The organism is Coralloluteibacterium stylophorae, assembly GCF_018122625.2.
In the GTDB taxonomy this organism is placed as follows: Bacteria; Pseudomonadota; Gammaproteobacteria; order Xanthomonadales; family Xanthomonadaceae; genus Coralloluteibacterium; species Coralloluteibacterium stylophorae.
Window position 1 is genome coordinate 278,729 of the sequence record NZ_JAGQFT020000005.1, and the last position, 22,801, is coordinate 301,529.

Here is a 22,801-nt window from a genome sequence, read left to right on the forward strand (position 1 = left end):
GCGGCCTTCCGCTCCGTCCTCCTCACGCCGTGAAGACATCCCGTTCCCGTGCCGTGGCAATTCTCGCCGCGGCCGTCGGTCTCGCCGCCGCCTCGTCCCACGCCGTCCAGCACGCCAGCCGCACGCCGCGGCTCGAGCAGCCGCTCCCCGCCGTCACGCCGGAGCGCCCGTTGGCCGAGCTCGCTCCGGCCACCGCGCCCGCCGCCGCGGAGACGGCGCCGGCCTTCGCCTTGTTCGAGACCCTGCGCCCGCTCGCACCGGGGCTCGATGCCGATGTGCTGGGCATGGCGCTCGGCGCGCGCGAGTGCGCGCTCGCCTCCGGCGAGGTCGCCGACGTCTCGCGCCTGGCGGTGATCGACTACTCGCTGCCGTCGACCGAGAAGCGGATGTGGGTGTTCGACCTCGACGCGCGCACGCTGCTGTTCGCCGAGCACGTCGCGCACGGCAAGAACACCGGCGCCAACATGGCCACCCGGTTCTCCAACGTCGAAGGCAGCCTGCAGACGAGCCTGGGCCTGTTCACCACCGCCGAGACCTACCAGGGCGGCAACGGCTACTCGATGCGCATGGACGGCCTGGAGCCGGGCTTCAACGACCTCGCGCGCCAGCGCGCGATCGTCGTGCACGGCGCGTCCTACGTGAATCCCGACGGCGCGCGCAGCATGGGGCGCCTGGGCCGCAGCTTCGGCTGCCCGGCGGTCCGCACCGCGGTGGCGCGGCAGATCATCGACACGCTCAAGGGCGGACAGATGCTGTTCTCCTACTATCCGGACGACGCCTGGCTCGCGTCCTCGCCCTTCCTCAACTGCAAGGCGGCCACCTCGGGCCTGGCGGCGATGTCCAAAGCTTCGATGCTGCAGGCGCGCGCCGTCGCCGACGCCGGCACCCGCGCCCGCCGCTGACGCGGGCACATCGCAGTGCGCGCCGCCTGATACCGTCGTCGCCGGTCCGACGACGAGACGAGGCGGCATGATCCGGCGAGTTCCTTCTTCCTGTTCCGCGCGCATCGCGGGCCGGCTGCTGCTGGCCCTGGGCCTGCTGGCGATGGCGGGCGTCGCACCGGCGCAGAGCGATGCCATTCCCACCGGCGCGATGCCGCTGGCGACGCCGGTCTCCGCGCTGCGCCCGGGCCAGTACGTGTGGACGCCCGAGGTGGCGCCCGACGGCCCGGTCCTGGTGGTGGTGAGCCTGCCCGAGCAGCTCGCCTTCGTGTACCGCAACGGCGTGCGCATCGGCACCAGCACGGTCAGCACCGGCAAGGCCGGGCACGCCACGCCGACCGGTGTGTTCTCGATCCTGCAGAAGCGCCGCGAGCACTACTCCAACCTCTACAACAACGCGCCGATGCCGTTCATGCAGCGGCTGACCTGGGACGGCATCGCCCTGCACGCCGGCAACCTACCCGGCTATCCCGCCTCGCACGGCTGCGTACGCCTGCCAATCGCCTTCGCCCAGGCCCTGTTCGGCGCGACGAAGACCGGCATGACCGTGGTCGTGGCCGACGATGCCGCGGTGACGCCGCGGCTTGCGCACCCGGGCCTGTTCGCGCCGGCCGACGCCGCCGGCAGCGTGCGTCCGGATCCCGCGCTGGCGACCGGAATCACCTGGACGCCCGAGGTGGCCGGCGCCGGGCCGCTCACCATCGTGGTCAGTACCGCGGACGCACGCGTGGTGGTGCTGCGCGACGGCACGGTGATCGGCAACGCGCCGGTGCGGGTGGACGACGGCCCGGCGCTCGGCACCCGCGCCTACGTGCTGATGGAGGGGCCGGTGGAGGGACCGAGCCGCATCGTGCCGGGACGCGACGCCCTGCGCTGGCTCGGCGTGGCCATGCCCGGCGACGTCGAGGGTGCCGGCGGCGGCATCGCCAGCGACGCGATCGCGCGCCTGCACGCCGACCCCGTGTTCCTGCAGAACGTCTACGACCAGCTCGTTCCCGGCACCACCCTGGTGGTCACCGACGCCCCGGCACGCGCGCGCGCCACCGGCACCGAGCTGACCGTGCTGCGCGGCGACGCCCTGCCCGAGGACATCCGCCCGCTGCCGACCCCGGCGGGGGAGGCGGTGGAGGTGAGGGATGTGGTGGGGGGTGGGTGAGGCGGTGAGGTGGGAAGCGGGAGTCGGGAATCGGGACCTGCCGCGTGCGTGGGTGAGCCGACCCATCACGGATCCGGGCCGAGCCGGGCGCCTGCCGTGCGTGCAGGGCCCACGAACATTCGGCGTAACCTTCCCGATTCCCGATTCCCGATTCCCACCTCACCCCGCTTCCGCCCCCAACCGCTCCAGCAACCCGCCCAGGCTCCGCAGATCCTGGGCGTTGTGGGCGCCGACGCGGCGGAGGTCGCGGGCGTCGCCGCCGCGGAGGTAGTCGAGCCAGGCGCGCGGGGCTTCCGCGCCGGGGAGGTCGTCCTCGCGCAGCACGCCCAGAAGCTCGCGCTCGGCAGTCGCGAGCCGGCAGTTCGGCCAGATCCCGCGCCAGCGCCGGCGGACCGGATGCAGCAGGTCGAGGTGGGCGAGGCCGGCGAGCGGGTTGGCCAGGCGCGCGAGGCGGTAGCGGGTGGCCAGCAGCGGCGCGTCGTAGCTGCGGCCGTTGTAGCTGACCAGCACCGTGTCGGCGCGCAGCCAGGTGGCGAAGGTGCGCAGCATCGCGGCCTCGGCGCCGAGCGTGGTGATGGTGAGCTGGCGCAGGCGCAGGGCGCCCTCGTGCCAGTCGGCGGCGCCGATCATGAAGGCGCGGGTGCCGGTGCCGCCGGCGAGGCCCGTGGTTTCGGTGTCGAAGGCGAGGAAGCGTGCGCCGGCCACCGCGCCGACCGGATGCGGCGCGCTGTTGGCCCCCAGCGGCGGCGGCCGCGGCGTGCCGCGCACGCGGCAGCAGTCGATGGCGTGCGGGATCCTGGCCCAGGCGAAGCGCTGCTCGAGGTAGCGCAGGCCCGGCGCGATCTCCTCGCCGTCGACGCGCCGATCCGGCGCCGCGCGCGACCGCGGCGCCGGCATGCCGGTGCGGTTGCGCACGCCGAGCAGGCGGCGCAGTTCCTCGGGCACCGGCGGGCGCCGCGCCGGCGTCGGGGCCTGCGTGGGCGCTGCGAGCAGGCGGGCGCCGGTGGGGCCGGGCGCCAGTTCATCCAGCGCACGCCCGTCGCGCGGAACCGCATCGACGTCGGGCCCGCCGCCCGCACGCGGGGCGCGCGGCTCGACGCCCGCTGCCGGCAGCGGTCGCGCCGACGGCACCGTCGCCGCACCGGCCCCGAGCGTCGCGCCGCCGGCCTGCTGCCGCAGCGCGCGCAGGCGTCGCGCGAGTCCGCTCATGCCGACAGCAGCGCCAGCACGCGCGCGGCCAGCGCCTTGGGCGTACGCGTGCAGTCGGCGTTGTCCTCGTCGGCGGCGAGCACCGGACCGACGCAGCCCGGGCAGCCGGCGCGGCAGTCGCAGCGCTCCACCAGTTCGCGCGCGCGCTGCAGGATCTCGTCGCGGCGCACGAACAGCGGCTCCGACAGGCCGACGCCCCCGGGGAAGTTGTCGTAGAGGTAGGCGGTCGGCACGAAGCGGGCGTCCTCGTCGAGCGCCAGCGGCTGGCCGTCGGCGCCGCGGAGCGTGCCGCGGCCGAGGCCGTCGCGGTCGGCGAACCAGGCGCCGTCGCCGCTGCCCACCGCCTTCTGCAGGTCGCGCGCCTCGGCCATCACCGAGACGGTGGCCACCACGTGCAGCGCGTAGGCCGCGCCGAGGAAGCCGTCGAGCGCGAGCTGCTTCGAGGCGAAGGCCTCTTCCAGCACGTCCTGCGGCAGCGCCCACCACACCGAGGTCGTGTGCAGCTCCTGGTCGGGCAGGTTGACCGGGCCGTAGCCGATGTTCTCGTGGGTGTAGTAGCGGATCTTCTTGTAGCCCGAGACGCGCCGGACCACGTGCACCTCGCCGTGGTGGGTGGTGCCGTGGCCGGACCTGGCGCCGTCGAACTGCTCGAGCACCTTGAGCTTGGTGTAGTCGATGGCGTCGGTGTAGTAGTCGACTGTGGTGCGGGTGACGTAGGCCTTGCGGCCTTCCCAGTCCAGTCGCTCCACCTGGAACGGCGCGCTCTGCACCATGTGGATGGCGCCCTCGTAGAGGGTCAGCGCGGCGGCCGAGTAGTCGACCTCGGCGATGATCGTCTGCCGTCCCTCGGTGCGGTCGACGACGACGAAATTGCCGTCGGCCACCGAGCGCAGCGACACCGCCTGCGCCGGATAGCTGTCGGCGATCCACTCCCAGCGGTCGCCCTCCTGGTGCAGCACGCCGGATTCGCCCAGCACCTCGAGGAAGTCCTGCGGGTCGATCGGGCCGAAGCGCTCGCCGGCCAGGAACGGCAGCTCGAACGCGGCGCAGCGGATGTGGTCGAGCAGGATCAGCGCCTGGTCGGCGTGGATGCGCGCGTGCTCGGGCGGTGCGCCCTGGAAGAACTCCGGGTGGCGGACGAGGTACTGGTCCATCGGGTCGCTGGAGGCCACCAGCACGCCGAGCGCCGGCTGCTGGCGGCGGCCGGCGCGGCCGAAGCGCTGCCAGGTCGCGGCGATCGAGCCGGGATAGCCGTTGAGCACCACCACGTCGAGGCTGCCGATGTCGACGCCGAGCTCGAGCGCCGAGGTGCTGACGATGCCGTCGATGTGGCCGGCGCGCATGTCGCGCTCGGCGGCGCGGCGCTCGGTCGGCAGGTAGCCGCCGCGGTAGGCGCGGATCCGAGGCAGCCGCCGCGGGTCGTGGTCGAACACGTCCTTGAGGTACTTGGTCAGCACCTCGACCATCAGCCGCGTCTGCGCGAACACCAGCGTCTTCAGCCCCGCCTTGATCGCCAGCCGGGCGATGCGGTTGGACTGCGAGCGCGCCGAGGCGCGCAGGCCGAGGTCCGGGTTGACCACCGGCGGGTTCCACAGCAGCACGTGCTTGTCGCCGGTGGGCGCGCCGCTCTCGGTGACGGCTTCGCACTCGTCCTCGATCAGCGCCTCGGCGTGCGCCTTCGGGTTGCCGATGGTCGCCGAGCACAGGATGAACTGCGGGTTCGAGCCATAGAACGCGCACACGCGCCTGAGCCGGCGGATCACGTTGGCCACGTGCGAGCCGAACACGCCGCGGTAGGTATGCACCTCGTCGATGACCACGTACTTCAGGTTCTCGAAGAACTGCGCCCACTTGGTGTGATGCGGCAGGATCGCCTGGTGCAGCATGTCCGGGTTGCTGACCACGATGTCGCCGTGCAGGCGGATCGCCGCGCGCGCGTCGCCGGGGGTGTCGCCGTCGAAGGTGAAGGCCTTGAGGCCGAGGTCGCCGGCGCGGTTGAGTTCCAGCAGCTCGGCGACCTGGTCCTGCGACAGCGCCTTGGTCGGGAACAGGTACAGCGCCTTGCCCTCGCGTCGCAGCGCGGCGGTGGCGACGGGCAGCGTGTAGCACAGCGACTTGCCCGAGGCGGTCGGGGTGACCACGACCACGTGCTTGCCGGCACGCACCGCATCCCAGGCCTCGGCCTGGTGGCTGTAGAGCCGCTCCACCCCGCGGGCGCGCAGCGCCTCGGCGAGCGGTGCGGGCAGCGCCTCGGGCAGCGGCGCGTAGCGCCCCTCGCGGCCGGGGATCGAGATCGCGCCGGTAATGCGCTCGGCGTACTTGCCCTGCAGGCGCAGGGCGAGGGCGCGGCCATCGAGGCGGGCGTCGCGCCGGGCGAGCGGCGCGTCGCGGTGCGCGGGAACGGCGGGCAGGGACATCGGCGGGCTCGGCGGCGTGGCCGGCCTTTGTCGCCGATCGGCGTCTCAGCGGGTGAGACGGCCGTGGCGACCTCCGCGGTCATCGGATCTTGACGCCGCGCGCCCGCCGTTCCACGCGGCAGCGCGACCCGCCTCCACGGTCGTTCATGAGCCGTTCCCGCGTGCGGAGCGCGCGGTTGCGAGGTCGAGCACCCGGCCGGCGGGCGCGCTCACATGCCGGCAACCGCGCACGCACGACGGGTTCACCGCGCCGGGGCAAGCGTGCCGGCCTGTCCGCGCATCCGCGCCCCACCCGGAGCACTGCCATGAACGCATCCAAGCACGATCCCTCCCGCGATTCCGCCGACACCTCCACCCAGGGCCGCGACCTCAACCGCGACCCGATTACCAAGGCGCCAGGCGCACACCCGGTCGGCGTCGGCGTCGGCACCGCGGTCGGCGGCGCGGCGGCGGGCGCCGCGGCCGGCGCCTTCTTCGGCCCGATCGGCTCGCTGATCGGCGTGGTCGCCGGCGGCATCGCCGGCGCGGCCGCCGGCAAGGGCGTCGCCGAACGCATCGACCCGACCGGCGAGATCGACTACTGGCGCGAGGCCCATGCCGAGCGCCCCTACGTCGCCGAGAACCGTGAGGCCGGCTACGACTACGACCGCGACTACGCCGCCGCCTACGGCTTCGGCCTGCAGGCGCGCGAGGCCAACCAGGACCGCCACTGGGACGAGGGCCTGGAAGGCGACCTCGGCCGCGACTGGGACAAGCATCGCGGCGACTCGCGCCTGGACTGGGAGCTCGCGCGTCCGGCCGCCCGCGACGCCTGGGACCGCGCCGACCGCACCCACCGCACCTACCAGGCCGTCGACCGCCACCACGAGCCGCGCCATACCGAAGCCGACTACTACGACGCCAATGCCGGCTACGGTTACGATGACTACCGCGCCGCCTACCGCTACGGCGCCCAGGCGCGCAGCCGCAACGACGACCGGCTGTGGGACGAAGACCTGGAGCGTGAGCTGGCCCGCGACTGGGAGCAGCGCCGCGGCACCTCGCGCCTGGGCTGGGCCGAGGCCAGGCATGCGGTGCGCGACGCCTACGACGCCTCCAGCAGCTACGACTCCTACGACAATCCCAGCTACCGCGACAACGCCTATGACGAGCACCCGGCCGGAAACGCCAGCCGCGATGCGTTGAAGGTCGGCGGCGGCCCGCGCGTGTAACGCACCGAGAAGCCACGCGGAACGGGCGCCGGCGAACGGCGCCCGTGCGTCCGTCAGGCGCCGGGCCCGGTGTCCAGCGTTTCTTCGGGGTCGAGCGACTTCACCAGCACCGCCGCCTGCGTGCGCGACCGGCAGCCGAGCTTGCCGAGGATGGCGGTCACGTGGATCTTCACCGTGTTCTCGGCGAGCCCGAGTTCGGCCGCGATCTGCTTGTTGAGCAGGCCATCGGCGATCAGCATCAGCACCCGGAACTGCTGCGGCGTGAGCTGGGCCAGGCGCGCGGCGAGGTCGGCATCGCGCTCGCTGCGCTCGGCCTGTTCCGCCTCGAACCAGGTGCCGCCGGCGAGTACGGTGCGCACCGCCTCGCGCAGGCGCTCCGCTGGCGCGGCCTTGGAGACGAAGCCCGCCGCGCCGAACTGCTGCGCGCGCCGCACCGTGCGCGGTTGGTCGTTGGACGACACCACCACCAGCGGCAGCTCCGGGCGTTGCGCGCGCAGGGCGACGACCGAGGAGAAGCCCTTGGCGCCCGGCATCATCAGGTCGAGCAGCACCAGGTCGATGTGCGGCGTACCGGCGATCGCGCGCTCCAGCGCCTCGCGCGTGGCCGCCTCGACCGCCCGCCCGCCGACGAGCAGGTCGCCCAGCGCGTGCAGCATCGCCGCGCGGAACATCGGGTGGTCGTCGGCGACGAGGAGGGTCAGCGGCTGCTGCATCCGTCCAGCATGACGGCGCGCCGCGGCGCCGGCAACGCGTTCAGGACCCGCCGGCGTCCTCGCGGGTGACGATGTCGGCGCCCTCGGTCAGGGTGCGGTGAACCGGGCAGCGCTCGGCGATCTCGACCAGCCGTGCGCGCTGCTCCGCGTCCAGAGCACCGGAGAGGACGATGTCGCGCTCGAAGCGCGAGCGTCCCCCCTCGCCACGGTGGTGCGCCACGGCGACGCGGGTCCGGCCCAGCGGCCAGCCCTTGCGCTCGGCGTACATGCGCAGGGTCATCGCGGTGCAGGCCGCCAGCGCCGAGGACAGCAGGCCGAACGGGTTCGGACCCGAGCCCAGGCCGCCGACGCCGGGCGGCTCGTCGGCGAGGAAATGCGCGCCGGCGGTGTCGACCACGAGCTGGAAGCGACCGGCCCCGGTTTCCGCGACCTCGGCGCGCTCGGAGGCCTGCGCGTCGGCGCCGGCCGCCTCCGCCAGTTCCGGCAGGTAGCGGCCGGCCCACGCGGCGACCACGTCGGCGACGTAGCCCGCATCCTCCTGCACGGTCAACAGGTGGTCGGCGGTGTCGAGCGAGACGAAGCTCTTGGGGTGGCGCGCGGCCTGGAAGATCGCCGCGGCGTTGTCGATCCCGACGGTGGCGTCGCGCGGCGAATGCAGCACCAGCAGGGCGCGGTCGAGCGCGGCGATGCGCGCGCCCTGGTCGTGCGTGCGCAGGTCCTCGATGAACTGCCTGCGCACGGTGAACGGCCGTCCGCCGAGATCCACGCGCGCCTCGCCGCGCTCCAGGATCTCCGGCACCTGGGCGCCGAACTGGCCGGTCACGTGCATCACGTCGAAGGGGGCGCCGATGACCGCCACCGCACGCACCGACGGCAGCGATCCGGCCGCGGCCAGCACCGCCGCGCCGCCCAGGCTGTGGCCGACCAGCAGCGCCGGCGCCATGTCGTGCTCGCGCATGTGCGCGACCGCCGCCTGCAGGTCGGCGACGTCGGCGCTGAAGCCGCCCGCTCCGAACTCGCCCTCGCTGCCGCCGAGGCCGGTGAAGTCGAAGCGCAGCACGCCGATGCCGCGCGCGGTCAGCGCCCGCGCCACGCGCGTCGCCGCCAGCGAGTTCTTGCTGCAGGTGAAGCAGTGCGCGAACACCGCCCAGGCGCGCGCCGGCAGGTCGGGGGTGTCGAGGCGGGCGGCGAGGCGCTGGCCGGCGGCGCCGGTGAAATCGAAGCTGCGGGTGGGCATGCGGGTCAGGACATCGGGGTAGGCTCGGCGGCGGGTGCGCCGGGCAGCGGGATGAACTCGTCGTGGTCGAGCGGCGGCAGGCGGATGCGGCCGGCGCTCCAGTCTGCCTTGGCCTGCTCGATCCGCTCCTGCCGCGACGAGACGAAGTTCCACCAGATCCAGCGCGGGCCCAGCGGCTCGCCGCCGAGCAGCATCAGCCGCGCCGGGCCGACCGCGCGCAGCAGCGGCCGCCCGCCGGATGCGAAGACCAGCATCTGCCCCTGCCGGTAGCGCCGGCCGTCGACCTCCACCTCGCCCTTCGCCACGTAGGCCGCGCGCTCGGCATGCCCGTCGGGCAGCGCCAGGCGCGCGCCATCGGCGAGCTCGGCGTGCAGGTAGAACAGCGGCGAATGCGTTCGCGCCGGGCTGCTCAGGCCGAAGGCGCTGCCGGCGATCAGGCGGCCGTCGACGCCGTCCTCGGAAAAACGCGGCAGCGAGCCGGCGGCGTAGTGGTCGAAGGCCGGCGCGTCCTCCTCGTGCGCCTCCGGCAGGGCGACCCAGGCCTGGATGCCGTCCATGAACCCGCCGCCCTCGCGCAGCCCGTCGAAACGCTCGGAATGGCTGATGCCGGCTCCGGCGGTCATCCAGTTCAGCGCGCCGGGCGTGATCACCTGTTCGACGCCGAGGCTGTCGCGATGGGTCATCTCGCCGTCGAACAGGTAGGTCACCGTCGACAGGCCGATGTGCGGATGCGGACGCACGTCGGTCGCCCGCGGGATCCCGGGCGGCATGTCCACCGGCCCCATGCGGTCGAAGAAGATGAAGGGCCCGACCATGCGCCGGCTGCGGAAGGGCAGCACGCGGCCGACCTCGAAGCCGCCCAGGTCGTGGCAGCGGGTGTCGATCACCATCTCGAGCATGGTTGGACTCCTGGGGACGGGTGCGGCCGCAAAGCATGCCGCCCGCACGTGGCCGCCGTCTTGCACGCGGCTGCGCCGGGCCGGTCGCGCGAGGTCAGGACTCAGTAGCCGCCGAAGCTGCCGGCGGCCCCGGGGAACACCACCGGGCTCTCGCTGCCGTCGCGGGCGACCGCCGAGACGCCGAAGAAATAGTTGTCGATGATGACGTTCTCCAGGGTGTGCCCGGTCACGTCGCCGACGAACACGCTGTGCGTCCACTGCGGCTCGGTGGTGAGGCGCCAGTGGACGCGGTAGCCGGCCAGGTCCGGCGCCTGCGCGGCCGGCGCTCGCGTCCAGCGCAGGGTGGTGTCGGCGGTGACCGCGCCCTCGATCGCGACGTCGGCCGGCGGCGGCGGCGCCGCGGCCATGCCCGCCAGGCTCACCGCGTTGAGCGCGGTCAGCTTCGCCGCGTAGGGAAAGTCCATGCCCGCGACGGTGTCGCCGTAGACGACGCCGTGCTCGGTGCGCAGGTCCTGGTGCTGGCGGTCGTAGTGCTCGTTGGTCTCCATCACCCGCACCGCCGGGAAACCGGCCTCGTTGAACGGGCGGTGGTGGCCGCCGCGGCCGAAGCGGTCGAGGCGGTAGACCATCATCACGTCGAGATTGGGCACGTACGCGTCGGCCATGCGGTCGATGTAGCGCGCTAGGTTGCGCGAGGGCGAATCGACCTCGCCGCCGGTGAAGCGCCGCGCGCGTGCCTCGGCCTCGGTCTCGACCACGCGCGTGCCTTCCGAGAACACGCGCGCGGTGGTGTTGTCGACGATGCCGGTGATGCCGGCGCTGTTGCCGATCATGTCGTTGTTGAGCACCGCCTCGACGCGCCAGCCTCCCGCCTTCGCGTGGTCGGCGAGGATGCGGCCGCCGAACAGGCCCTGCTCCTCGCCGGAGAGCGCGGCGTAGACGATGGTGCCGGCGAAGCGGTGCTTCGACAGCAGGCGCGCGGCTTCGAGCGTGCCGGCCACGCCGGAGGCGTCGTCGTTGGCGCCGGGCGCATCGTCGATGGCGTTCATGACGTCGCTGACGCGCGAATCGATGTCGCCGCTCATCAGCACCACGCGGTCGGGATCGCTGCTGCCACGCTGGATGGCGACCACGTTCACCACCTCGACCGGCCTCGGCACGCGCGTCTCGCCGGAGACGGTGTCGCCGACGTCGACCACCTCGAGGCAGCCGCCGCAGGCGGCGGAGATGCGCTCAAACTCGGCGTGGATCCAGCGCCGCGCGGCGCCGATGCCGCGCGTGTCGGATCCGGTCTCCGACAGCGTGTGCCGGGTGCCGAAGCCGACGAGCGTGCGCACGTCGGCCTCGATTCGTGCGGCCGAGGGCGCGGTGCCGAGTTCGGTCAGCAGCGGCTGCCGCGACGGCGGTTCCGCGGGCGGCGCGGCGAGCGCGGTGCAGGGCAGGACGGCGAGGAACAGGAGGAAGGGACGACGATGCATGGAAGCCTCTGGCTGCGGAACGTGACGCGGTCGTCGAGCCTAGCGCGGCCCGCTGGCCGTCGCAGCGTCCGACAGCACGCGCATGCAAGCGTGGCGTACCGGTGCCGGCGAGCATGCGCCCGACCCGAACTGCGTACGAGGACCGCCGCCATGTCCACGCTTGAGATGCTCGCCCCCGACAACTGCGCCATCGCCCTGATCGACTACCAGCCGGCGATGTACCAGGGCGTGCAGTCGCACGACCGCCTCGGCATCTTCAACAACGTGCAGGTGCTGGCCAAGGCGGCGAAGCTGTTCGGCATCCCGACGGTGATCTCCACGGTCGCCGCGGAGAGCTTCTCCGGTCCTTTCATGCCGGAGGTCACCGAGCTGTTTCCCGGCCACGACATCATCGACCGCACCTCGATGAATGCCTGGCTGGATCCGCACTTCCGCGCCGCCGTGCACGCGACCGGACGCAGGAAGATCCTCGTCGCCGGACTCTGGACCGAGGCCTGCGTCCTGTTCCCCACGCTCGACATGCTGTGCGAGGGCTTCGAGATCTACGTGCCGGCCGATGCCTGCGGCGACATCTCGCCGGAGGCGCACGAGCGCGCGATGGACCGCCTGACCCAGGCCGGCGCGGTGCCGATCACCGCGCTGCAGTGGGTGTTCGAGCTGCAGCAGGACTGGGCGCGCAGCGCGACCTACGACGGGGTGATGGAGATCATCAAGGCGCACTCGCCCTACGGCATCCAGATCCGCTTCTCGAAATGGGCGCTGGGCGAGCACGCGTCCGAGGCGGGCGCGGCCGCGGCCTGAGGTCGCGAACGCGCCTTCGCCACGCGGCCGGGAGGTGCGCATGAAGCCCTACCTCACCGCCCTCGCCGTCGGCGCCCTGGTCGGCGTCATCTACGGCCTGCTCAACGTGCGCTCGCCGGCGCCGCCGACGATCGCCCTGGTCGGCCTGCTCGGCATCCTGCTCGGCGAACAGGTGGTGCCGCTGGCCCGGCGCGCGCTGCACGGCGGGCCGGTCGTCGCCTGGCTGCGCGGCGGCTGCGCCCGCCACGTGCTGGGACGGCTGCCGGGCACCGGCGACGGCCTCGACGCCTGCGCCGGTGCCGACGCCCGGCGAGGTGCCGACGCCACCGCGGAGCCGCCGCGCGACGGGTCCTGAGCCATGGTCGGCGCCTGGCTGTTCGCGGCGCTGGCGGGCGCGTCGCTGGAGCCCTCGGCGCCGCCGACGGTCACCACCACGCGCTACGAGGAGGACTGGTCGGCGCTGCGCGATCCCGCCCACCGCAGCGGCCGTTTCACCGACGCCTTCCGCTTCGTGCCGCTCGACGGGCGCGGCGCCGTCTGGCTCAGCACCGGGCTGGAGCTGCGCCTGCGCGAGGAGGCCTTCGCCGACAACCTGTGGGGCGCGACGCCGGCGCCGGACGACGCCTACCTGTGGCTGCGCGCGCTGCCGCACGCGGGCGTCGAGGCCGGACCGCTGCGCGGTTTCGTGCAGCTCGTCGCGGCGGCCTCGGACGGCGTGGCGCCGGCGCCGGGGCCGGTCGACGAGACCGGGCTGGACCTGATGCAGGGCTTCGTCGAGGCGCGGTTCGGGGCGCCCGGACGTCCCGGCCTCGACCTGCGCGCGGGGCGCGCCCTGGTCGCACTCGGCAGCGAGCGCCTGGTCGGCACGCGCTACGGCACCAACGTGCCGCTGGCCTTCGACGGCCTGCGCGCGATCGCGCGCCGCGGCGACGACCGCATCGATGTCTTCCACCTGCGCCCGGTCGAGGCCGGGCGCGGCGGGTTCGACGACCGCGCCTCCGACGCGCGTGCGCTGTGGGGCATCCATGCGACCCGGGCCGACACCGCCGCGCGCGCCAGCGGCATCGATCTCTACTGGCTCGGCTACCGCAACGACCGCGCACGCTACGCGCAGGGCAGCGGGCGCGAACGTCGCGACACCTTCGGCGCGCGCGTGTTCGGCGGCGCCGGCGACTGGCGCTGGAACGTGGAGGCGATGCTGCAGGGCGGCCGCTTCGACGGCGCGCCGATCCGGGCGTGGTCGCTGGCCACCGAGGTCGCGCGTGGGTTCCCCGAGGTGGCGCTGGCGCCGGTGGCGACGCTGCGGGTCAATGCCGCCAGCGGCGACCGCGACGCCGGCGATCCGCGGCTGCAGACCTTCAACGCGCTGTTCCCCAAGGGCAAGTACTTCGGCGAGCTGTCGCCGCTGGGGCCCTACAACATCGTCAACCTGCATCCCGCGCTGGAGCTCCGCCCGCGGCCGGACCTGGGCGTGGGCATCGCCGCGGTCGTGTACTGGCGGCAGAGCCGTGGCGACGGCATCTACGACCTGCCCGGGCAGCCGCTGCGCGCGCCGGGCGACAGTCGCGCCCGCCACGTCGGCAGCCAGCTCGAGGCGAGTCTGGGCTGGCAGGCGACGCCGGAACTGGAACTCTCGGGCTCGCTCTCCGTCTTCCGCGCCGGCGCCTTCCTGCGCGAGACCGGGCCGGCGCGGACGATCCGCATGCTCGCGCTGGAGGCGAACTTCCGTTTCTGAAGCCGTCGGCGCCGGCTATGCGGCCAGGCTGCGGCAGCCGAGCGCGGCGAGCACGCCATGCACCGCCGGCGCGTGCATCAGCCACGGCCCGGCCAGGGTCAGCACGCCGGCGCCGAGCACCACGCCGCCGGCCGCCGTGCGCCAGCCGCTGCGCTGCAGGCGCTGGCCGAGGCGCGCGCCGCTCCAGGTCAGCGGCAGCATCACCGGCAGCGTGCCGAGGCCGAAGGCCGTCATCGTCAGCGCGCCGTGGCCGGCGTCCGCCTGCAGCCAGGCCGCGGCGAGCAGGGTGCTGCTGAGCCCGCAGGGCATCCAGCCCCACAGCAGGCCGAGCACGAGCCGCCTGGCGGCGGTGTCGGCCGGCAGCAGCGGGCGTTGCAGGGGTCGCAGCCAGCGCCACAGGCGCTGGCCGGGCGTCGCCAGCGCGGCCAGCCGACCGCGCCGGTCGAGCAGGCGCAGTGCCGCGACCACCAGCACCAGACCGACCGCCGTGCGCAGCACGAGTCCCAACTGCGGCGAGGCGAGGTCGACCAGGCCGCGCCCGATGCCGCCGACGAGCGCGCCCGCCGCGGCATAGCCCAGCACGCGGCCGAGGTTGGGCTGCAGCGCCTGCAGCCAGCCGCCGCGCTGGCGGATCGAGATCGCCGTGGCGATGCCGCCGCACATGGCGGCGCAGTGCGCGCTGCCGAGGAGCCCGCTCAGGAACGCCGCGCCGACGACGAGCCAGTCGATCATCGGCCGCGGGACCCGCCGCGCTCCTGCGGGTCGTCGGCGAGGATGTCCAGCGCCGGGGTGTCGAGGTCGTCGAACTGGCCGCGCCGGACCGCCCAGACGAAGGCGCCGATCGCCATGCCGAGCAGGGCCAGGCTCAGTGGGATGAGCAGCAGCAGGCTGTTCATGGACGCACTCCCCGCGCCAGGCGCAGCGCGTTCGCGGTCACGGTGAGCGACGACAGCGCCATGCCCAGCGCGGCGAGCCAGGGCGTGACCAGGCCGGCCGCGGCCAGCGGCAGGGCGAGCAGGTTGTAGGCGATCGCCCAGGCGAGGTTCTGGCGCACCACGCGGCGCAGCCGTCGCGCCAGCGCGACGGCCTGCGGGATCCGGTGCAGCGCGCCGGTCAGCACCAGGTCGGCGCTGCGGTGGGCGAGCGCGGCGCCGTCGCCGATGGCGATGGCCACGTCGGCGCCGGCCAGCACCGGCGCGTCGTTGATGCCGTCGCCGACCATCGCCACCACCCGGCCCTCGGCCTGCAGCGCGCGCAGGTAGGCGAGCTTGTCCTCCGGCGTCTGCCGGCTGCGCACCGCGTCGATGCCCAGGGTGGCGGCGAGTGCCGTGACCCGGTCCGCCGCGTCGCCGCTGGCCACGTGCAGGGCCAGGCCCTGCGCGCGCAGGGCGGCGACGGTGGCCTCTGCATCGCCGCGCGCGGTCTCGCCGATCTCGAAGCGGGCGACGGCGCGACGGCCGTCGCCCAGCCACAGCCCGCCGTCGTCGATGCCACCGCTGGCGAAGGGCGCGTGGCCGAGGCGCCAGCAGGCACCATCGACCCGGCCCTCGATGCCGGCGCCGGGCACGGCCACCGCCGCCTCGGCACGCGGCGCCTCCGCCATGCCGGCGAACGCGGCCGCGAGCGGATGCCGGCTGTCGCGCTCCAGCGCCGCCGCGAGCGCCAGCGCGCGGGCCGGATCGAAGCCGTCGAACACCCGCGTCTCGCGCAGCGCCGGCCGGCGCTCGCCCAGCGTGCCGGTCTTGTCGAGCACCACGTCGGTCACCCGCGCGAGGCGGTCGAGCGCGTCGGCGCCCAGCGCCAGCAGGCCCATCCGCGCCAGGGCGCCGTGGGCGCAGGCCAGCGCCGCCGGCACCGCCAGGGACAGCGCGCAGGGACAGCTCACCACCAGCAGCGCCAGGGTCACCTCGAACGCGCGCGCCGGGTCGTGCACGCGCCAGGCCGCGAACACCAGCACCGCGATCACCAGCAGCACGGCGACGAAGCGCGAGGCGACGCGGTCGGCCAGGCGTGCGATCGCGGGCCGGTGCGCCTGCGCCTGCTCGACCAGGCGCGCGAGCTGGGAGACGCGGGTGGCGGCGCCGACCGCGCCCACGCGCAGCCGCAGCGGCCGCTCGCGGCAGACGCTGCCGGCGTAGAGCCGCATGCCGGCGGCCTTGGCCACCGGACGCGACTCGCCGGTCAGCAGCGCCTCCTCCACCGAGGCCGCGGGATCCAGCAGGATGCCGTCGGCCGGCACCGGCTCGCCGGCCGCGACGCAGGCCACGTCGCCGACCGCCAGTGCCGCGACCGGCACGGTCTCGCGCGTGCCGTCGTCGCGCTCGCGCGCGGCGAAGGCGGGCCGCGCGTGCGCCAGCGCGTCGACCTGCGCGCTCGCCAGCCGCCGCGCGCGCTGCTCGAGCTGGCGCGCGGCCAGCAGCAGGAACACGAACATCACCGCCGCGTCGTACCAGACGTGCGCGCCGCCACGCACCGTCTCCGCCACGCTGGCGGCCCAGGCCAGCAGGGTGGAGCCGGCGACCAGCACGTCCATCCCCAGGCGGCGGTGGCGCAGCTGCCGCCATGCGCCGGCGAGGAAGGGCCAGCCGGCGAAGAACACCACCGGCGTCGAGACCAGGAAGGTGATCCAGCGCAGCGCGTCGCGGGTCGGCAGCGGCATGCTGCCGGTGGTGTCCAGATACAGCGCCTCGGCGAACATCATCGCCTGCATCGCGCCGAGCCCGGCGACGCCCAGCCGCAGCAGCGCATGGTTGCGCTCGCGGCGCAGCGCGCGCTCGCGCGCCGCGCCGGTGGCCAGGAACGGCCGGTAACCGAGCGCCACCAGCCGCGCCAGCGGACGCGACAGCGGCGTGCGTGCCGGGTCCCAGGTGAGGTGGATGCGCCCGGTCACCGCGTTGGCGCCGGCCTCGAGCACGCCCGGTTCGCGGCTCAGCACGCGGTCGACCAGCCAGGCGCAGGCGGCGCAGCGCATGCCGTCGGCGAGCAGGGTGATCTCGCGGCCGCCGGGCACCGCGCGCGCGTGCTCGGCGAGGACATCCTCGCGGTCCCAGGCGCCGAGATCGATGGCGTCCTGCGCCACGCGGCTGCCCCAGTCGCTGCGCAGGCGGTAGTAGTCGGCCAGCCCGGCGTCGCCGATCCATTGCGCCGCGGCCGCGCAGCCTTCGCAGCAGAAGGCGTGGCTGGCGCCGTCGACGTGGCGCTCGAGCGCATGCGCGGGCAGGCGCTCGCCGCAGTGATGGCAGGCATCGGCCGGCGCGGCCGCGACGGCGTCGGCCGGGCGAGCGGCGAGCGTGGAGCTGGCGGCGGCCACGGCCTCAGTCCTGGGCCAGGATGGGGCGCAGGTGCGCCGCGTGCCCGTCGCGGCCCAGGCGGCCGCGCAGGCGCCAGCGCGCGTCGGCGGGAGCCAGGCGGATGTTCCAGTGCTGGCCTGGATCGATCTCCGCCTCGGCGGCCCAGCCGAGCGCCGTCGGCGCGAGCGTCAGGGTGCGGTCCATCTCCTGGTGGGAGGGATGTTCGAACACCACCTCCAGCGGCCGTCCGCGCTCGAACTCGCCGGTCACCGGGTAGACCTCGATCGCGCCGTCGGCGCTGCGCAGCAGGGCGCTGAGCTTCAGCGCCCCGGCAGTCGCGTCGGCACCGAGCTCGGCGGTCTGGATCTGGCCGGTGCGGCGCACCGTATCGCCCACCGCGTCGTCGCTGCCGCTGTTGCGCGAGGCGGTGACCACCAGCGCCACCCCGCCGACGATCGAGGCCAGCGGCAGCAGCACGACCAGCCACAGGACCGGGTTGCGCCAGGGGCTTCCGGAGGCGGCCATCACAGCGGCCCGAAGAAGCTGCTGTCGACGACGACCTCGGTGTCGCCGTCGGTGGTGGTGACGGTGAAGCGCGCCGCGTGCCGGCCACGCGTATCGGCCGGGGCCGCGAGCGTGACCGGCAGCGACACCACCTCCTGCGGGCCCAGCCTCGCGCTGGCCGTGCCGCGGACTCCGAGCGCGAGGTCGGGCGAACTGGCGGCGACGCGCACGGTGGTCGCGGCGTCGGTCCTGTTGACCAGCTTGAGCATGTAGTCGTTCTCCGGTCCGGCGGGCGTCGCCCGGTAGAGGCTGTTGCGATCGCGCAGCACATCCACGGTCAGCGCACTGCGATGGGCGACGCCCCAGGCCCAGGCCCCGCACAGCCCCAGCAGGAGCAGGCCGTAGACCAGCACGCGCGGGCGCAGCAGGCGGGTCGGCGCGCCCTCGAGCGCGTTCTGGGTGGTGTGGCGGATCAGGCCGCGCGGATAGCCCATCTTCGCCATGACGCCGTCGCAGGCATCGACGCAGGCGCCGCAGGCGATGCACTCGTACTGGAGGCCGTTGCGGATGTCGATGCCGGTCGGGCAGACCTGCACGCACATGGTGCAGTCGATGCAGTCGCCGAGCTCGGCAGGGGAGAAGGCCGGCAGCGGCTCGGCCTCGCGCGCGTCGAAGGTGATGGTGCCCAGTGCCTGCGCCCGGTTGCTCGCCGCACTCGGGTGCTGCGCGGCGCGGAACACGTAGTCGTAGGCCAGCGCGTTGGCCAGCAGGCCGCGGCCGCGCTCGAGCACGCTGCCGAGGCCGCGCTTGCGCGGGCCGCGCGGCTCGCCGCGCATGGGGTCGTAGGCGACCAGCAGGGTGTTGCGGTCGAACATCGCGCTCTGGAAGCGCGCGTACGGGCACATGTACTTGCACACCTGCTCGCGCAGGAAGCCGGCGTTGCCCCAGGTCGCCAGCGCGTAGAACAGCACCCAGAAGGTCTCCCAGCCGCTCCACGCGAAGGGCAACGCGCGCGCGGCGAGGTCGGTGATCGGGGTGAAGAAGCCGACGAAGGTGAAGCCGGTCCACAGCGCGAACACCGCCCACAGCAGGTGCTTGGCGCCCTTGCGCGCGAGCTTCTCGCGGCTCCACGGCGCCGCGTCGAGCTTCATGCGCCTGGCGCGGTCGCCCTCGGTCCAGCGCTCCATCGCCAGGAACACCTCGGTCCACACCGTCTGCGGGCAGGCATAGCCGCACCACAGCCGGCCGGCGAGCGCGGTGAAGAAGAACAGCGCCAGCGCGGCGATGATCAGCAGCAGGGCGAGGAACAGGAAGTCCTGCGGCCAGAAGGTCAGCCCGAACACGTGGAACTTGCGCGCCGGCAGGTCGAACAGCACCGCCTGGCGGCCCTCGATGCGCAGCCACGGGAACAGGTAGTACATGCCGAGCAGCCACACCGTCGCCGCCCGGCGCAGCGTGTCGTAGCGGCCACGCACCTCGCGCGGGTACACCTTCGCCTCGCTGACGTACAGCGAGGACGGGGTGTCGAGCAAGGCGAGGTCGATCTTCTTGGCCACAACGGACTCAGTCGGGCGGAAGCGCCCGGTTGAAGCGGGTGGGAGGCCGCAGCAGGAGCCAGGTGAACAGGCTCGAGCCGCCGGTGGCCGCCCAGAACATGAAGAAGCCGATGGTGTAGCCGGCCTCGCGGCTGAAATGGAGCTGGGGGAAGGTCAGGTCGCGCAGCGCCAGCGGGTCGACGATCGCGAAGAACACCGTTGTCGCCGCGCCGGCGGCGAAGAAGCTCGGCCACAGGATCGCGCCGAGCCGCTGCAGCAGGGGCCGCGGCGGCGGATCGGACTGCGGCCGCGCGGCCATGTTCAGGGCGCTCCGGCGCGGGTGTCGGCGGCGTCGGCCGGGGCCGGGTTCGACAGCGACCAGACGTAGGCGGCGACGAGCTTCGCGCGGGTCTCGCCGAGCAGGCCGCGGTGCGGCGGCATGCTGCCGTGGCGGCCTTCGGCGATGCTGGTGCGCAGGCTTTCGGTGTCGCCGCCGTAGAGCCAGTAGTCGTCGGTGAGGTCGGGCGCGCCCATGGCGACGTTGCCGGTGCCGTCGATGCCGTGGCAGCCGGCGCAGATGCCGTCGTAGAGCGGCTTGCCGCGAGAGGCGAAGTAGTCGCTGGCCGGCAGCTTGCCGCCGAGCACGCGGAGGTGGGCGATGACCGAGGTCACCGCATGCTCGCCGCCCATGTTGGTGAGCGCGGTGCCCCAGGCGGGCATCACCCCCTCGCGCCCGTCCAGCACCGTCTCCAGCACGCGCTCGGGGCTGCCGCCCCAGTGCCAGATGTCGTCGGTGAGGTTCGGGTAGCCGATCGCGCCCTGCGCCGACGAGCCGTGGCAGCCCGCGCAGGTGCTGCTGAAGATCGACCGGCCCAGGGCGAGCGCCGTCGGATTCCGCGCGATGCGTCCGACCGGCATCGCCCCGTACGGCGCGAAGGCCTCGGCCAGCTGCGCGTCGCGCGCGGCGGCGTCGACGTCGTGCTCGCGCGCCGAGCTCCAGTCGCCGAAGCCGTCGAAGTCGCCGAAGCCCGGGAACCACGCCAGGTAGCCGATCGCGAACACGATCGTCAGGTAGAAGAGGTTGATCCACCACCGCGGCAGCGGCTTGTTGTACTCGGTGATGTCGCCGTCCCAGACGTGGCTGGTGTCGGTCGGCTTCGGATCGCCCGGGCGCTGCCGCCCCGTCCACCACAGCAGCCACACGCATCCGCCGACGTTGAGCACGATCAGCGCGATGACGTACCACGACCAGCCTGCGCTCATCGCGCGTCCTCCCCCTCGTCGGCCAGCGGCAGGCGTGCCGCCGCGTCGAAATCCGCCCTGCGGCGCGGGCTCCAGGCCCACGTCCAGCCCAGCAGGAACAGCGCCAGCAGCACCGTCGTGACGATTCCCGAGACCATTTCAGCCACCCCGCGGTGCGTGCTTGCCCAGCCCCTGCAGGTAGGCGATGACGGCGTCGAGTTCGCTCCTGCCCTGGACCTCGTAGGGCGCCTGCTCGATCTGTTCGTCGGTGTAGGGGTCGCCCAGGCGCTGCAGCGCGCGCATGCGGTCGGCGAGGTCGCCGCCGTCGACGGCGGTCTCGGCCAGCCACGGGAAGCTGGGCATGTTGGATTCGGGCACGACCGCGCGCGGGTCGATCAGGTGCACGCGGTGCCACTCGTCGTTGTAGCGGCCGCCGACCCGGGCCAGGTCCGGCCCGGTGCGCTTGGAGCCCCACTGGAACGGCCGGTCGTAGACCGACTCGCCGGCCAGCGAATAGTGGCCGTAGCGCTCGGTCTCGAAGCGCAGCGTGCGCACCATCTGCGAGTGGCAGTTGTAGCAGCCCTCGCGGATGTAGACGTCGCGTCCGGCCAGCTCCAGCGCCGGGTAGGGTTCGACGCCCTGCAGCGGTTCGATCGCCTCGGCCTGCCGCATCAGCGGCACGATCTCGGCGAGCCCGCCGAAGGACACGGCCACGGCGATGAGCACCGCCATCAGGCCGACGTTCTTCTCGATCTTCTCGTGTGCGTGGTTGCTCATCGTCGTTCTCAGGTGCGGGCCGCGGCGGCATCCGGCGGCAGCACCGGCTGTTCGACCTCGCCGGCGAGGCGCGCGGCGGCGTAGGTCTTCCACACGTTCGCCGCCATCAGGCCCATGCCGCCGAGCACCAGCAGGCCGCCGAGCAGGCGCACGAGGTAGTAGGGATAGGTGGCGGCGAGCGCCTCGACGAAGCTGTAGGTCAGCGTCCCGTCGGCGTTGGTGGCGCGCCACATCAGCCCCTGCATGACGCCGGCGATCCACATCGCCGCGATGTAGAGCACCACGCCGAGGGTGTGCAGCCAGAAGTGCAGGTCGACCCACTTCACCGAGTGCATCGCACGCAGGCCGAGCAGGCGCGGCAGCATCGAGTACAGCGAACCGATGGTGATCATCGCCACCCAGCCGAGCGCGCCGGCGTGCACGTGGCCGATGGTCCAGTCGGTGTAGTGGCTGAGCGAGTTGACCGTCCTGATCGACATCATCGGTCCCTCGAACGTCGCCATCATGTAGAACGACAGCGAGACGATGAGGAACTTCAGGATCGGGTCGGTGCGCAGCTTGTGCCACACGCCCGAGAGCGTCATGACGCCGTTGATCGCGCCGCCCCAGCTCGGCGCCAGCAGGATCAGCGAGAACACCATGCCCACCGACTGGGCCCAGTCCGGCAGCGCGGTGTAGAGCAGGTGGTGCGGGCCGGCCCACATGTAGACCGCGATCAGCGCCCAGAAGTGGACGATCGACAGCCGGTAGGAATAGATCGGGCGCTCGGCCTGCTTCGGCACGAAGTAGTACATCATCCCGAGGAAGCCGGCGGTCAGGAAGAAGCCGACCGCGTTGTGCCCGTACCACCACTGCACCATCGCGTCGACCGCGCCGCTGTAGGCCGAGTACGACTTCAGCGCGCCGGCCGGCATCGAGACGTTGTTGACGATGTGCAGCAGGGCGACGGCGATGATGAAGGCGCCGTAGAACCAGTTCGCCACGTAGATGTGCCTGACCCGGCGCCGGGCGATCGTGCCGAAGAACAGCACCGCGTAGGCCACCCAGACCACGGCGATCAGGATGTCGATCGGCCATTCGAGCTCGGCGTATTCCTTGCCCTGGGTGTAGCCCAGCGGCAGGGTGACGGCGGCGGCCACGATCACCGCCTGCCAACCCCAGAACACGAAGGCCGCGAGCCGGTCGGACAGCAGTCGCGCGTGGCAGGTGCGCTGCACCACGTGCAGGCTGGTGGCGAACAGCGCGCTGCCGCCGAAGGCGAAGATCACCGCGTTGGTATGCAGCGGCCGCAGGCGCCCGTAGCCGAGCCACGGAATGCCCTCCCCCAGCGTCGGCCAGTACAGCTGCGCGGCGATCAGGACGCCGACCGCCATGCCCACGATGCCCCACACCACCGTCGCCACGGTGAACTGGTGCACCACCCTGTCGTTGTAGGTCTCCCCAGCGCTTCGCATCGTCGTTCCTCTTCGATGGCCGCGAGTGTGGGGAGGCGGGGCGGCGGGCTCATTGATCTGGATCAATGCGGGTGGGTGGGTGGGGGCGGGCGCGGGGAACGGGGCGCGGGGAACGGGGAACGGGGAGCCGGGATCGGGATCGGGGTATCGACACGGTCGGTCGCGGGCCGCTCGCGCCGGCACCGGGGCTGGTTCTTGACCT

22 protein-coding genes are annotated in these 22,801 nt (G+C 73.6%); 6 read left to right on the plus strand and 16 right to left on the minus strand.

What is annotated here, in order from left to right:
• The first annotated feature begins 53 nt into the window (after positions 1 to 53).
• Entirely contained in the window at positions 54 to 902 is an 849-nt protein-coding gene (locus KB893_RS09710) for a murein L,D-transpeptidase catalytic domain family protein (RefSeq protein ID WP_377730114.1), read from the plus strand.
• Positions 903 to 969: 67 nt separating this feature from the next.
• Complete coding sequence (locus KB893_RS09715) at positions 970 to 2,097, plus strand: L,D-transpeptidase (RefSeq protein ID WP_211926688.1); 1,128 nt, start codon at positions 970 to 972, stop codon at positions 2,095 to 2,097.
• 159 nt (positions 2,098 to 2,256) lie between these two features.
• Here KB893_RS09715 and KB893_RS09720 read toward each other — a convergent pair whose 3' ends face one another.
• Positions 2,257 to 3,306, minus strand: a complete 1,050-nt coding sequence (locus tag KB893_RS09720) for a ribonuclease H-like domain-containing protein (RefSeq protein ID WP_211926689.1) — start codon at positions 3,304 to 3,306, stop codon at positions 2,257 to 2,259.
• Entirely contained in the window at positions 3,303 to 5,723 is a 2,421-nt protein-coding gene (locus KB893_RS09725; RefSeq protein ID WP_213173639.1) for a DEAD/DEAH box helicase, read from the minus strand. The genes KB893_RS09720 and KB893_RS09725 overlap by 4 nt, the downstream gene beginning before the upstream one ends.
• A gap of 305 nt (positions 5,724 to 6,028) precedes the next feature.
• Here KB893_RS09725 and KB893_RS09730 point away from each other — a divergent pair, with 305 nt between their 5' ends.
• Complete coding sequence (locus tag KB893_RS09730) at positions 6,029 to 6,934, plus strand: hypothetical protein (protein ID WP_377730117.1); 906 nt, start codon at positions 6,029 to 6,031, stop codon at positions 6,932 to 6,934.
• A gap of 53 nt (positions 6,935 to 6,987) precedes the next feature.
• Here the strand turns inward: KB893_RS09730 and KB893_RS09735 are convergent, their stop codons facing one another.
• From KB893_RS09735 to KB893_RS09750, 4 genes are all read right to left on the minus strand, one after another.
• Positions 6,988 to 7,647, minus strand: a complete 660-nt coding sequence (locus tag KB893_RS09735; RefSeq protein ID WP_211926663.1) for a response regulator — start codon at positions 7,645 to 7,647, stop codon at positions 6,988 to 6,990.
• Between the two features lie 40 nt (positions 7,648 to 7,687).
• The gene (locus tag KB893_RS09740) at positions 7,688 to 8,884 is read right to left on the minus strand and encodes a bifunctional alpha/beta hydrolase/OsmC family protein (RefSeq protein ID WP_211926664.1); all 1,197 of its coding nucleotides are present in this window, start codon (positions 8,882 to 8,884) and stop codon (positions 7,688 to 7,690) included.
• Positions 8,885 to 8,889: 5 nt separating this feature from the next.
• Positions 8,890 to 9,783, minus strand: a complete 894-nt coding sequence (locus tag KB893_RS09745) for a pirin family protein (protein WP_211926665.1) — start codon at positions 9,781 to 9,783, stop codon at positions 8,890 to 8,892.
• A 101-nt stretch (positions 9,784 to 9,884) separates the two neighbouring features.
• Complete coding sequence (locus KB893_RS09750) at positions 9,885 to 11,261, minus strand: M28 family metallopeptidase (protein ID WP_211926666.1); 1,377 nt, start codon at positions 11,259 to 11,261, stop codon at positions 9,885 to 9,887.
• 150 nt (positions 11,262 to 11,411) lie between these two features.
• On the opposite strand from KB893_RS09750, the gene KB893_RS09755 reads away from it, so the two are divergent.
• From KB893_RS09755 to KB893_RS09765, 3 genes are read left to right on the plus strand one after another with little or no spacing between them, the layout of a single operon-like run.
• Positions 11,412 to 12,062: a hydrolase gene (locus tag KB893_RS09755; protein ID WP_211926667.1), complete on the plus strand. Its 651-nt coding sequence runs from the start codon at positions 11,412 to 11,414 to the stop codon at positions 12,060 to 12,062.
• A 40-nt stretch (positions 12,063 to 12,102) separates the two neighbouring features.
• Complete coding sequence (locus KB893_RS09760; RefSeq protein ID WP_211926668.1) at positions 12,103 to 12,417, plus strand: DUF1427 family protein; 315 nt, start codon at positions 12,103 to 12,105, stop codon at positions 12,415 to 12,417.
• A gap of 3 nt (positions 12,418 to 12,420) precedes the next feature.
• The gene (locus tag KB893_RS09765; RefSeq protein ID WP_211926669.1) at positions 12,421 to 13,797 is read left to right on the plus strand and encodes an alginate export family protein; all 1,377 of its coding nucleotides are present in this window, start codon (positions 12,421 to 12,423) and stop codon (positions 13,795 to 13,797) included.
• 15 nt (positions 13,798 to 13,812) lie between these two features.
• On the opposite strand, the gene KB893_RS09770 is transcribed toward KB893_RS09765, so the two are convergent.
• From KB893_RS09770 to ccoN, 10 genes are read right to left on the minus strand one after another with little or no spacing between them, the layout of a single operon-like run.
• Entirely contained in the window at positions 13,813 to 14,529 is a 717-nt protein-coding gene (locus KB893_RS09770; protein WP_211926670.1) for a sulfite exporter TauE/SafE family protein, read from the minus strand.
• Complete coding sequence (ccoS, locus tag KB893_RS09775; RefSeq protein ID WP_211926671.1) at positions 14,526 to 14,693, minus strand: cbb3-type cytochrome oxidase assembly protein CcoS; 168 nt, start codon at positions 14,691 to 14,693, stop codon at positions 14,526 to 14,528. The genes KB893_RS09770 and ccoS overlap by 4 nt, the downstream gene beginning before the upstream one ends.
• On the minus strand, positions 14,690 to 17,107 hold the full coding sequence (locus KB893_RS09780) for a heavy metal translocating P-type ATPase (protein ID WP_211926672.1): 2,418 nt from the start codon (positions 17,105 to 17,107) through the stop codon (positions 14,690 to 14,692). The genes ccoS and KB893_RS09780 overlap by 4 nt, the downstream gene beginning before the upstream one ends.
• A gap of 4 nt (positions 17,108 to 17,111) precedes the next feature.
• Positions 17,112 to 17,612 carry a FixH family protein gene (locus tag KB893_RS09785; RefSeq protein WP_211926673.1) on the minus strand — a complete coding sequence of 167 codons (501 nt, stop codon included), beginning with the start codon at positions 17,610 to 17,612 and terminating at the stop codon, positions 17,112 to 17,114.
• The gene (locus tag KB893_RS09790; protein WP_211926674.1) at positions 17,612 to 19,147 is read right to left on the minus strand and encodes a 4Fe-4S dicluster domain-containing protein; all 1,536 of its coding nucleotides are present in this window, start codon (positions 19,145 to 19,147) and stop codon (positions 17,612 to 17,614) included. The genes KB893_RS09785 and KB893_RS09790 overlap by 1 nt, the downstream gene beginning before the upstream one ends.
• 7 nt (positions 19,148 to 19,154) lie before the next feature.
• The gene (locus KB893_RS09795) at positions 19,155 to 19,445 is read right to left on the minus strand and encodes a hypothetical protein (RefSeq protein WP_211926675.1); all 291 of its coding nucleotides are present in this window, start codon (positions 19,443 to 19,445) and stop codon (positions 19,155 to 19,157) included.
• Between the two features lie 2 nt (positions 19,446 to 19,447).
• Positions 19,448 to 20,389 (minus strand): cytochrome-c oxidase, cbb3-type subunit III, encoded by a 942-nt coding sequence (ccoP, locus tag KB893_RS09800; RefSeq protein WP_211926676.1) that lies wholly within the window; start codon positions 20,387 to 20,389, stop codon positions 19,448 to 19,450.
• Complete coding sequence (locus KB893_RS09805; protein WP_213173640.1) at positions 20,386 to 20,526, minus strand: cbb3-type cytochrome oxidase subunit 3; 141 nt, start codon at positions 20,524 to 20,526, stop codon at positions 20,386 to 20,388. The genes ccoP and KB893_RS09805 overlap by 4 nt, the downstream gene beginning before the upstream one ends.
• Position 20,527: 1 nt before the next feature.
• Entirely contained in the window at positions 20,528 to 21,145 is a 618-nt protein-coding gene (gene ccoO / locus KB893_RS09810; RefSeq protein WP_211928207.1) for a cytochrome-c oxidase, cbb3-type subunit II, read from the minus strand.
• Between the two features lie 8 nt (positions 21,146 to 21,153).
• Complete coding sequence (ccoN, locus tag KB893_RS09815; protein ID WP_213173641.1) at positions 21,154 to 22,599, minus strand: cytochrome-c oxidase, cbb3-type subunit I; 1,446 nt, start codon at positions 22,597 to 22,599, stop codon at positions 21,154 to 21,156.
• Positions 22,600 to 22,801: the final 202 nt, after the last annotated feature.

Excerpts from the sequence above, each read along its gene's own strand:
- KB893_RS09715 (WP_211926688.1), top strand. The coding sequence starts at position 970 with ATGATCCGGCGAGTTCCTTCTTCCTGTTCCGCGCGCATCGCGGGCCGG.
- KB893_RS09720 (WP_211926689.1), bottom strand. The coding sequence starts at position 3,306 with ATGAGCGGACTCGCGCGACGCCTGCGCGCGCTGCGGCAGCAGGCCGGC.
- KB893_RS09725 (WP_213173639.1), bottom strand. The coding sequence starts at position 5,723 with ATGTCCCTGCCCGCCGTTCCCGCGCACCGCGACGCGCCGCTCGCCCGG.
- KB893_RS09730 (WP_377730117.1), top strand. The coding sequence starts at position 6,029 with ATGAACGCATCCAAGCACGATCCCTCCCGCGATTCCGCCGACACCTCC.
- KB893_RS09735 (WP_211926663.1), bottom strand. The coding sequence starts at position 7,647 with ATGCAGCAGCCGCTGACCCTCCTCGTCGCCGACGACCACCCGATGTTC.
- KB893_RS09740 (WP_211926664.1), bottom strand. The coding sequence starts at position 8,884 with ATGCCCACCCGCAGCTTCGATTTCACCGGCGCCGCCGGCCAGCGCCTC.
- KB893_RS09745 (WP_211926665.1), bottom strand. The coding sequence starts at position 9,783 with ATGCTCGAGATGGTGATCGACACCCGCTGCCACGACCTGGGCGGCTTC.
- KB893_RS09750 (WP_211926666.1), bottom strand. The coding sequence starts at position 11,261 with ATGCATCGTCGTCCCTTCCTCCTGTTCCTCGCCGTCCTGCCCTGCACC.
- KB893_RS09755 (WP_211926667.1), top strand. The coding sequence starts at position 11,412 with ATGTCCACGCTTGAGATGCTCGCCCCCGACAACTGCGCCATCGCCCTG.
- KB893_RS09760 (WP_211926668.1), top strand. The coding sequence starts at position 12,103 with ATGAAGCCCTACCTCACCGCCCTCGCCGTCGGCGCCCTGGTCGGCGTC.
- KB893_RS09765 (WP_211926669.1), top strand. The coding sequence starts at position 12,421 with ATGGTCGGCGCCTGGCTGTTCGCGGCGCTGGCGGGCGCGTCGCTGGAG.
- KB893_RS09770 (WP_211926670.1), bottom strand. The coding sequence starts at position 14,529 with ATGATCGACTGGCTCGTCGTCGGCGCGGCGTTCCTGAGCGGGCTCCTC.
- ccoS (WP_211926671.1), bottom strand. The coding sequence starts at position 14,693 with ATGAACAGCCTGCTGCTGCTCATCCCACTGAGCCTGGCCCTGCTCGGC.
- KB893_RS09785 (WP_211926673.1), bottom strand. The coding sequence starts at position 17,612 with ATGGCCGCCTCCGGAAGCCCCTGGCGCAACCCGGTCCTGTGGCTGGTC.
- KB893_RS09795 (WP_211926675.1), bottom strand. The coding sequence starts at position 19,445 with ATGGCCGCGCGGCCGCAGTCCGATCCGCCGCCGCGGCCCCTGCTGCAG.
- ccoP (WP_211926676.1), bottom strand. The coding sequence starts at position 20,389 with ATGAGCGCAGGCTGGTCGTGGTACGTCATCGCGCTGATCGTGCTCAAC.
- KB893_RS09805 (WP_213173640.1), bottom strand. The coding sequence starts at position 20,526 with ATGGTCTCGGGAATCGTCACGACGGTGCTGCTGGCGCTGTTCCTGCTG.
- ccoO (WP_211928207.1), bottom strand. The coding sequence starts at position 21,145 with ATGAGCAACCACGCACACGAGAAGATCGAGAAGAACGTCGGCCTGATG.
- ccoN (WP_213173641.1), bottom strand. The coding sequence starts at position 22,599 with ATGCGAAGCGCTGGGGAGACCTACAACGACAGGGTGGTGCACCAGTTC.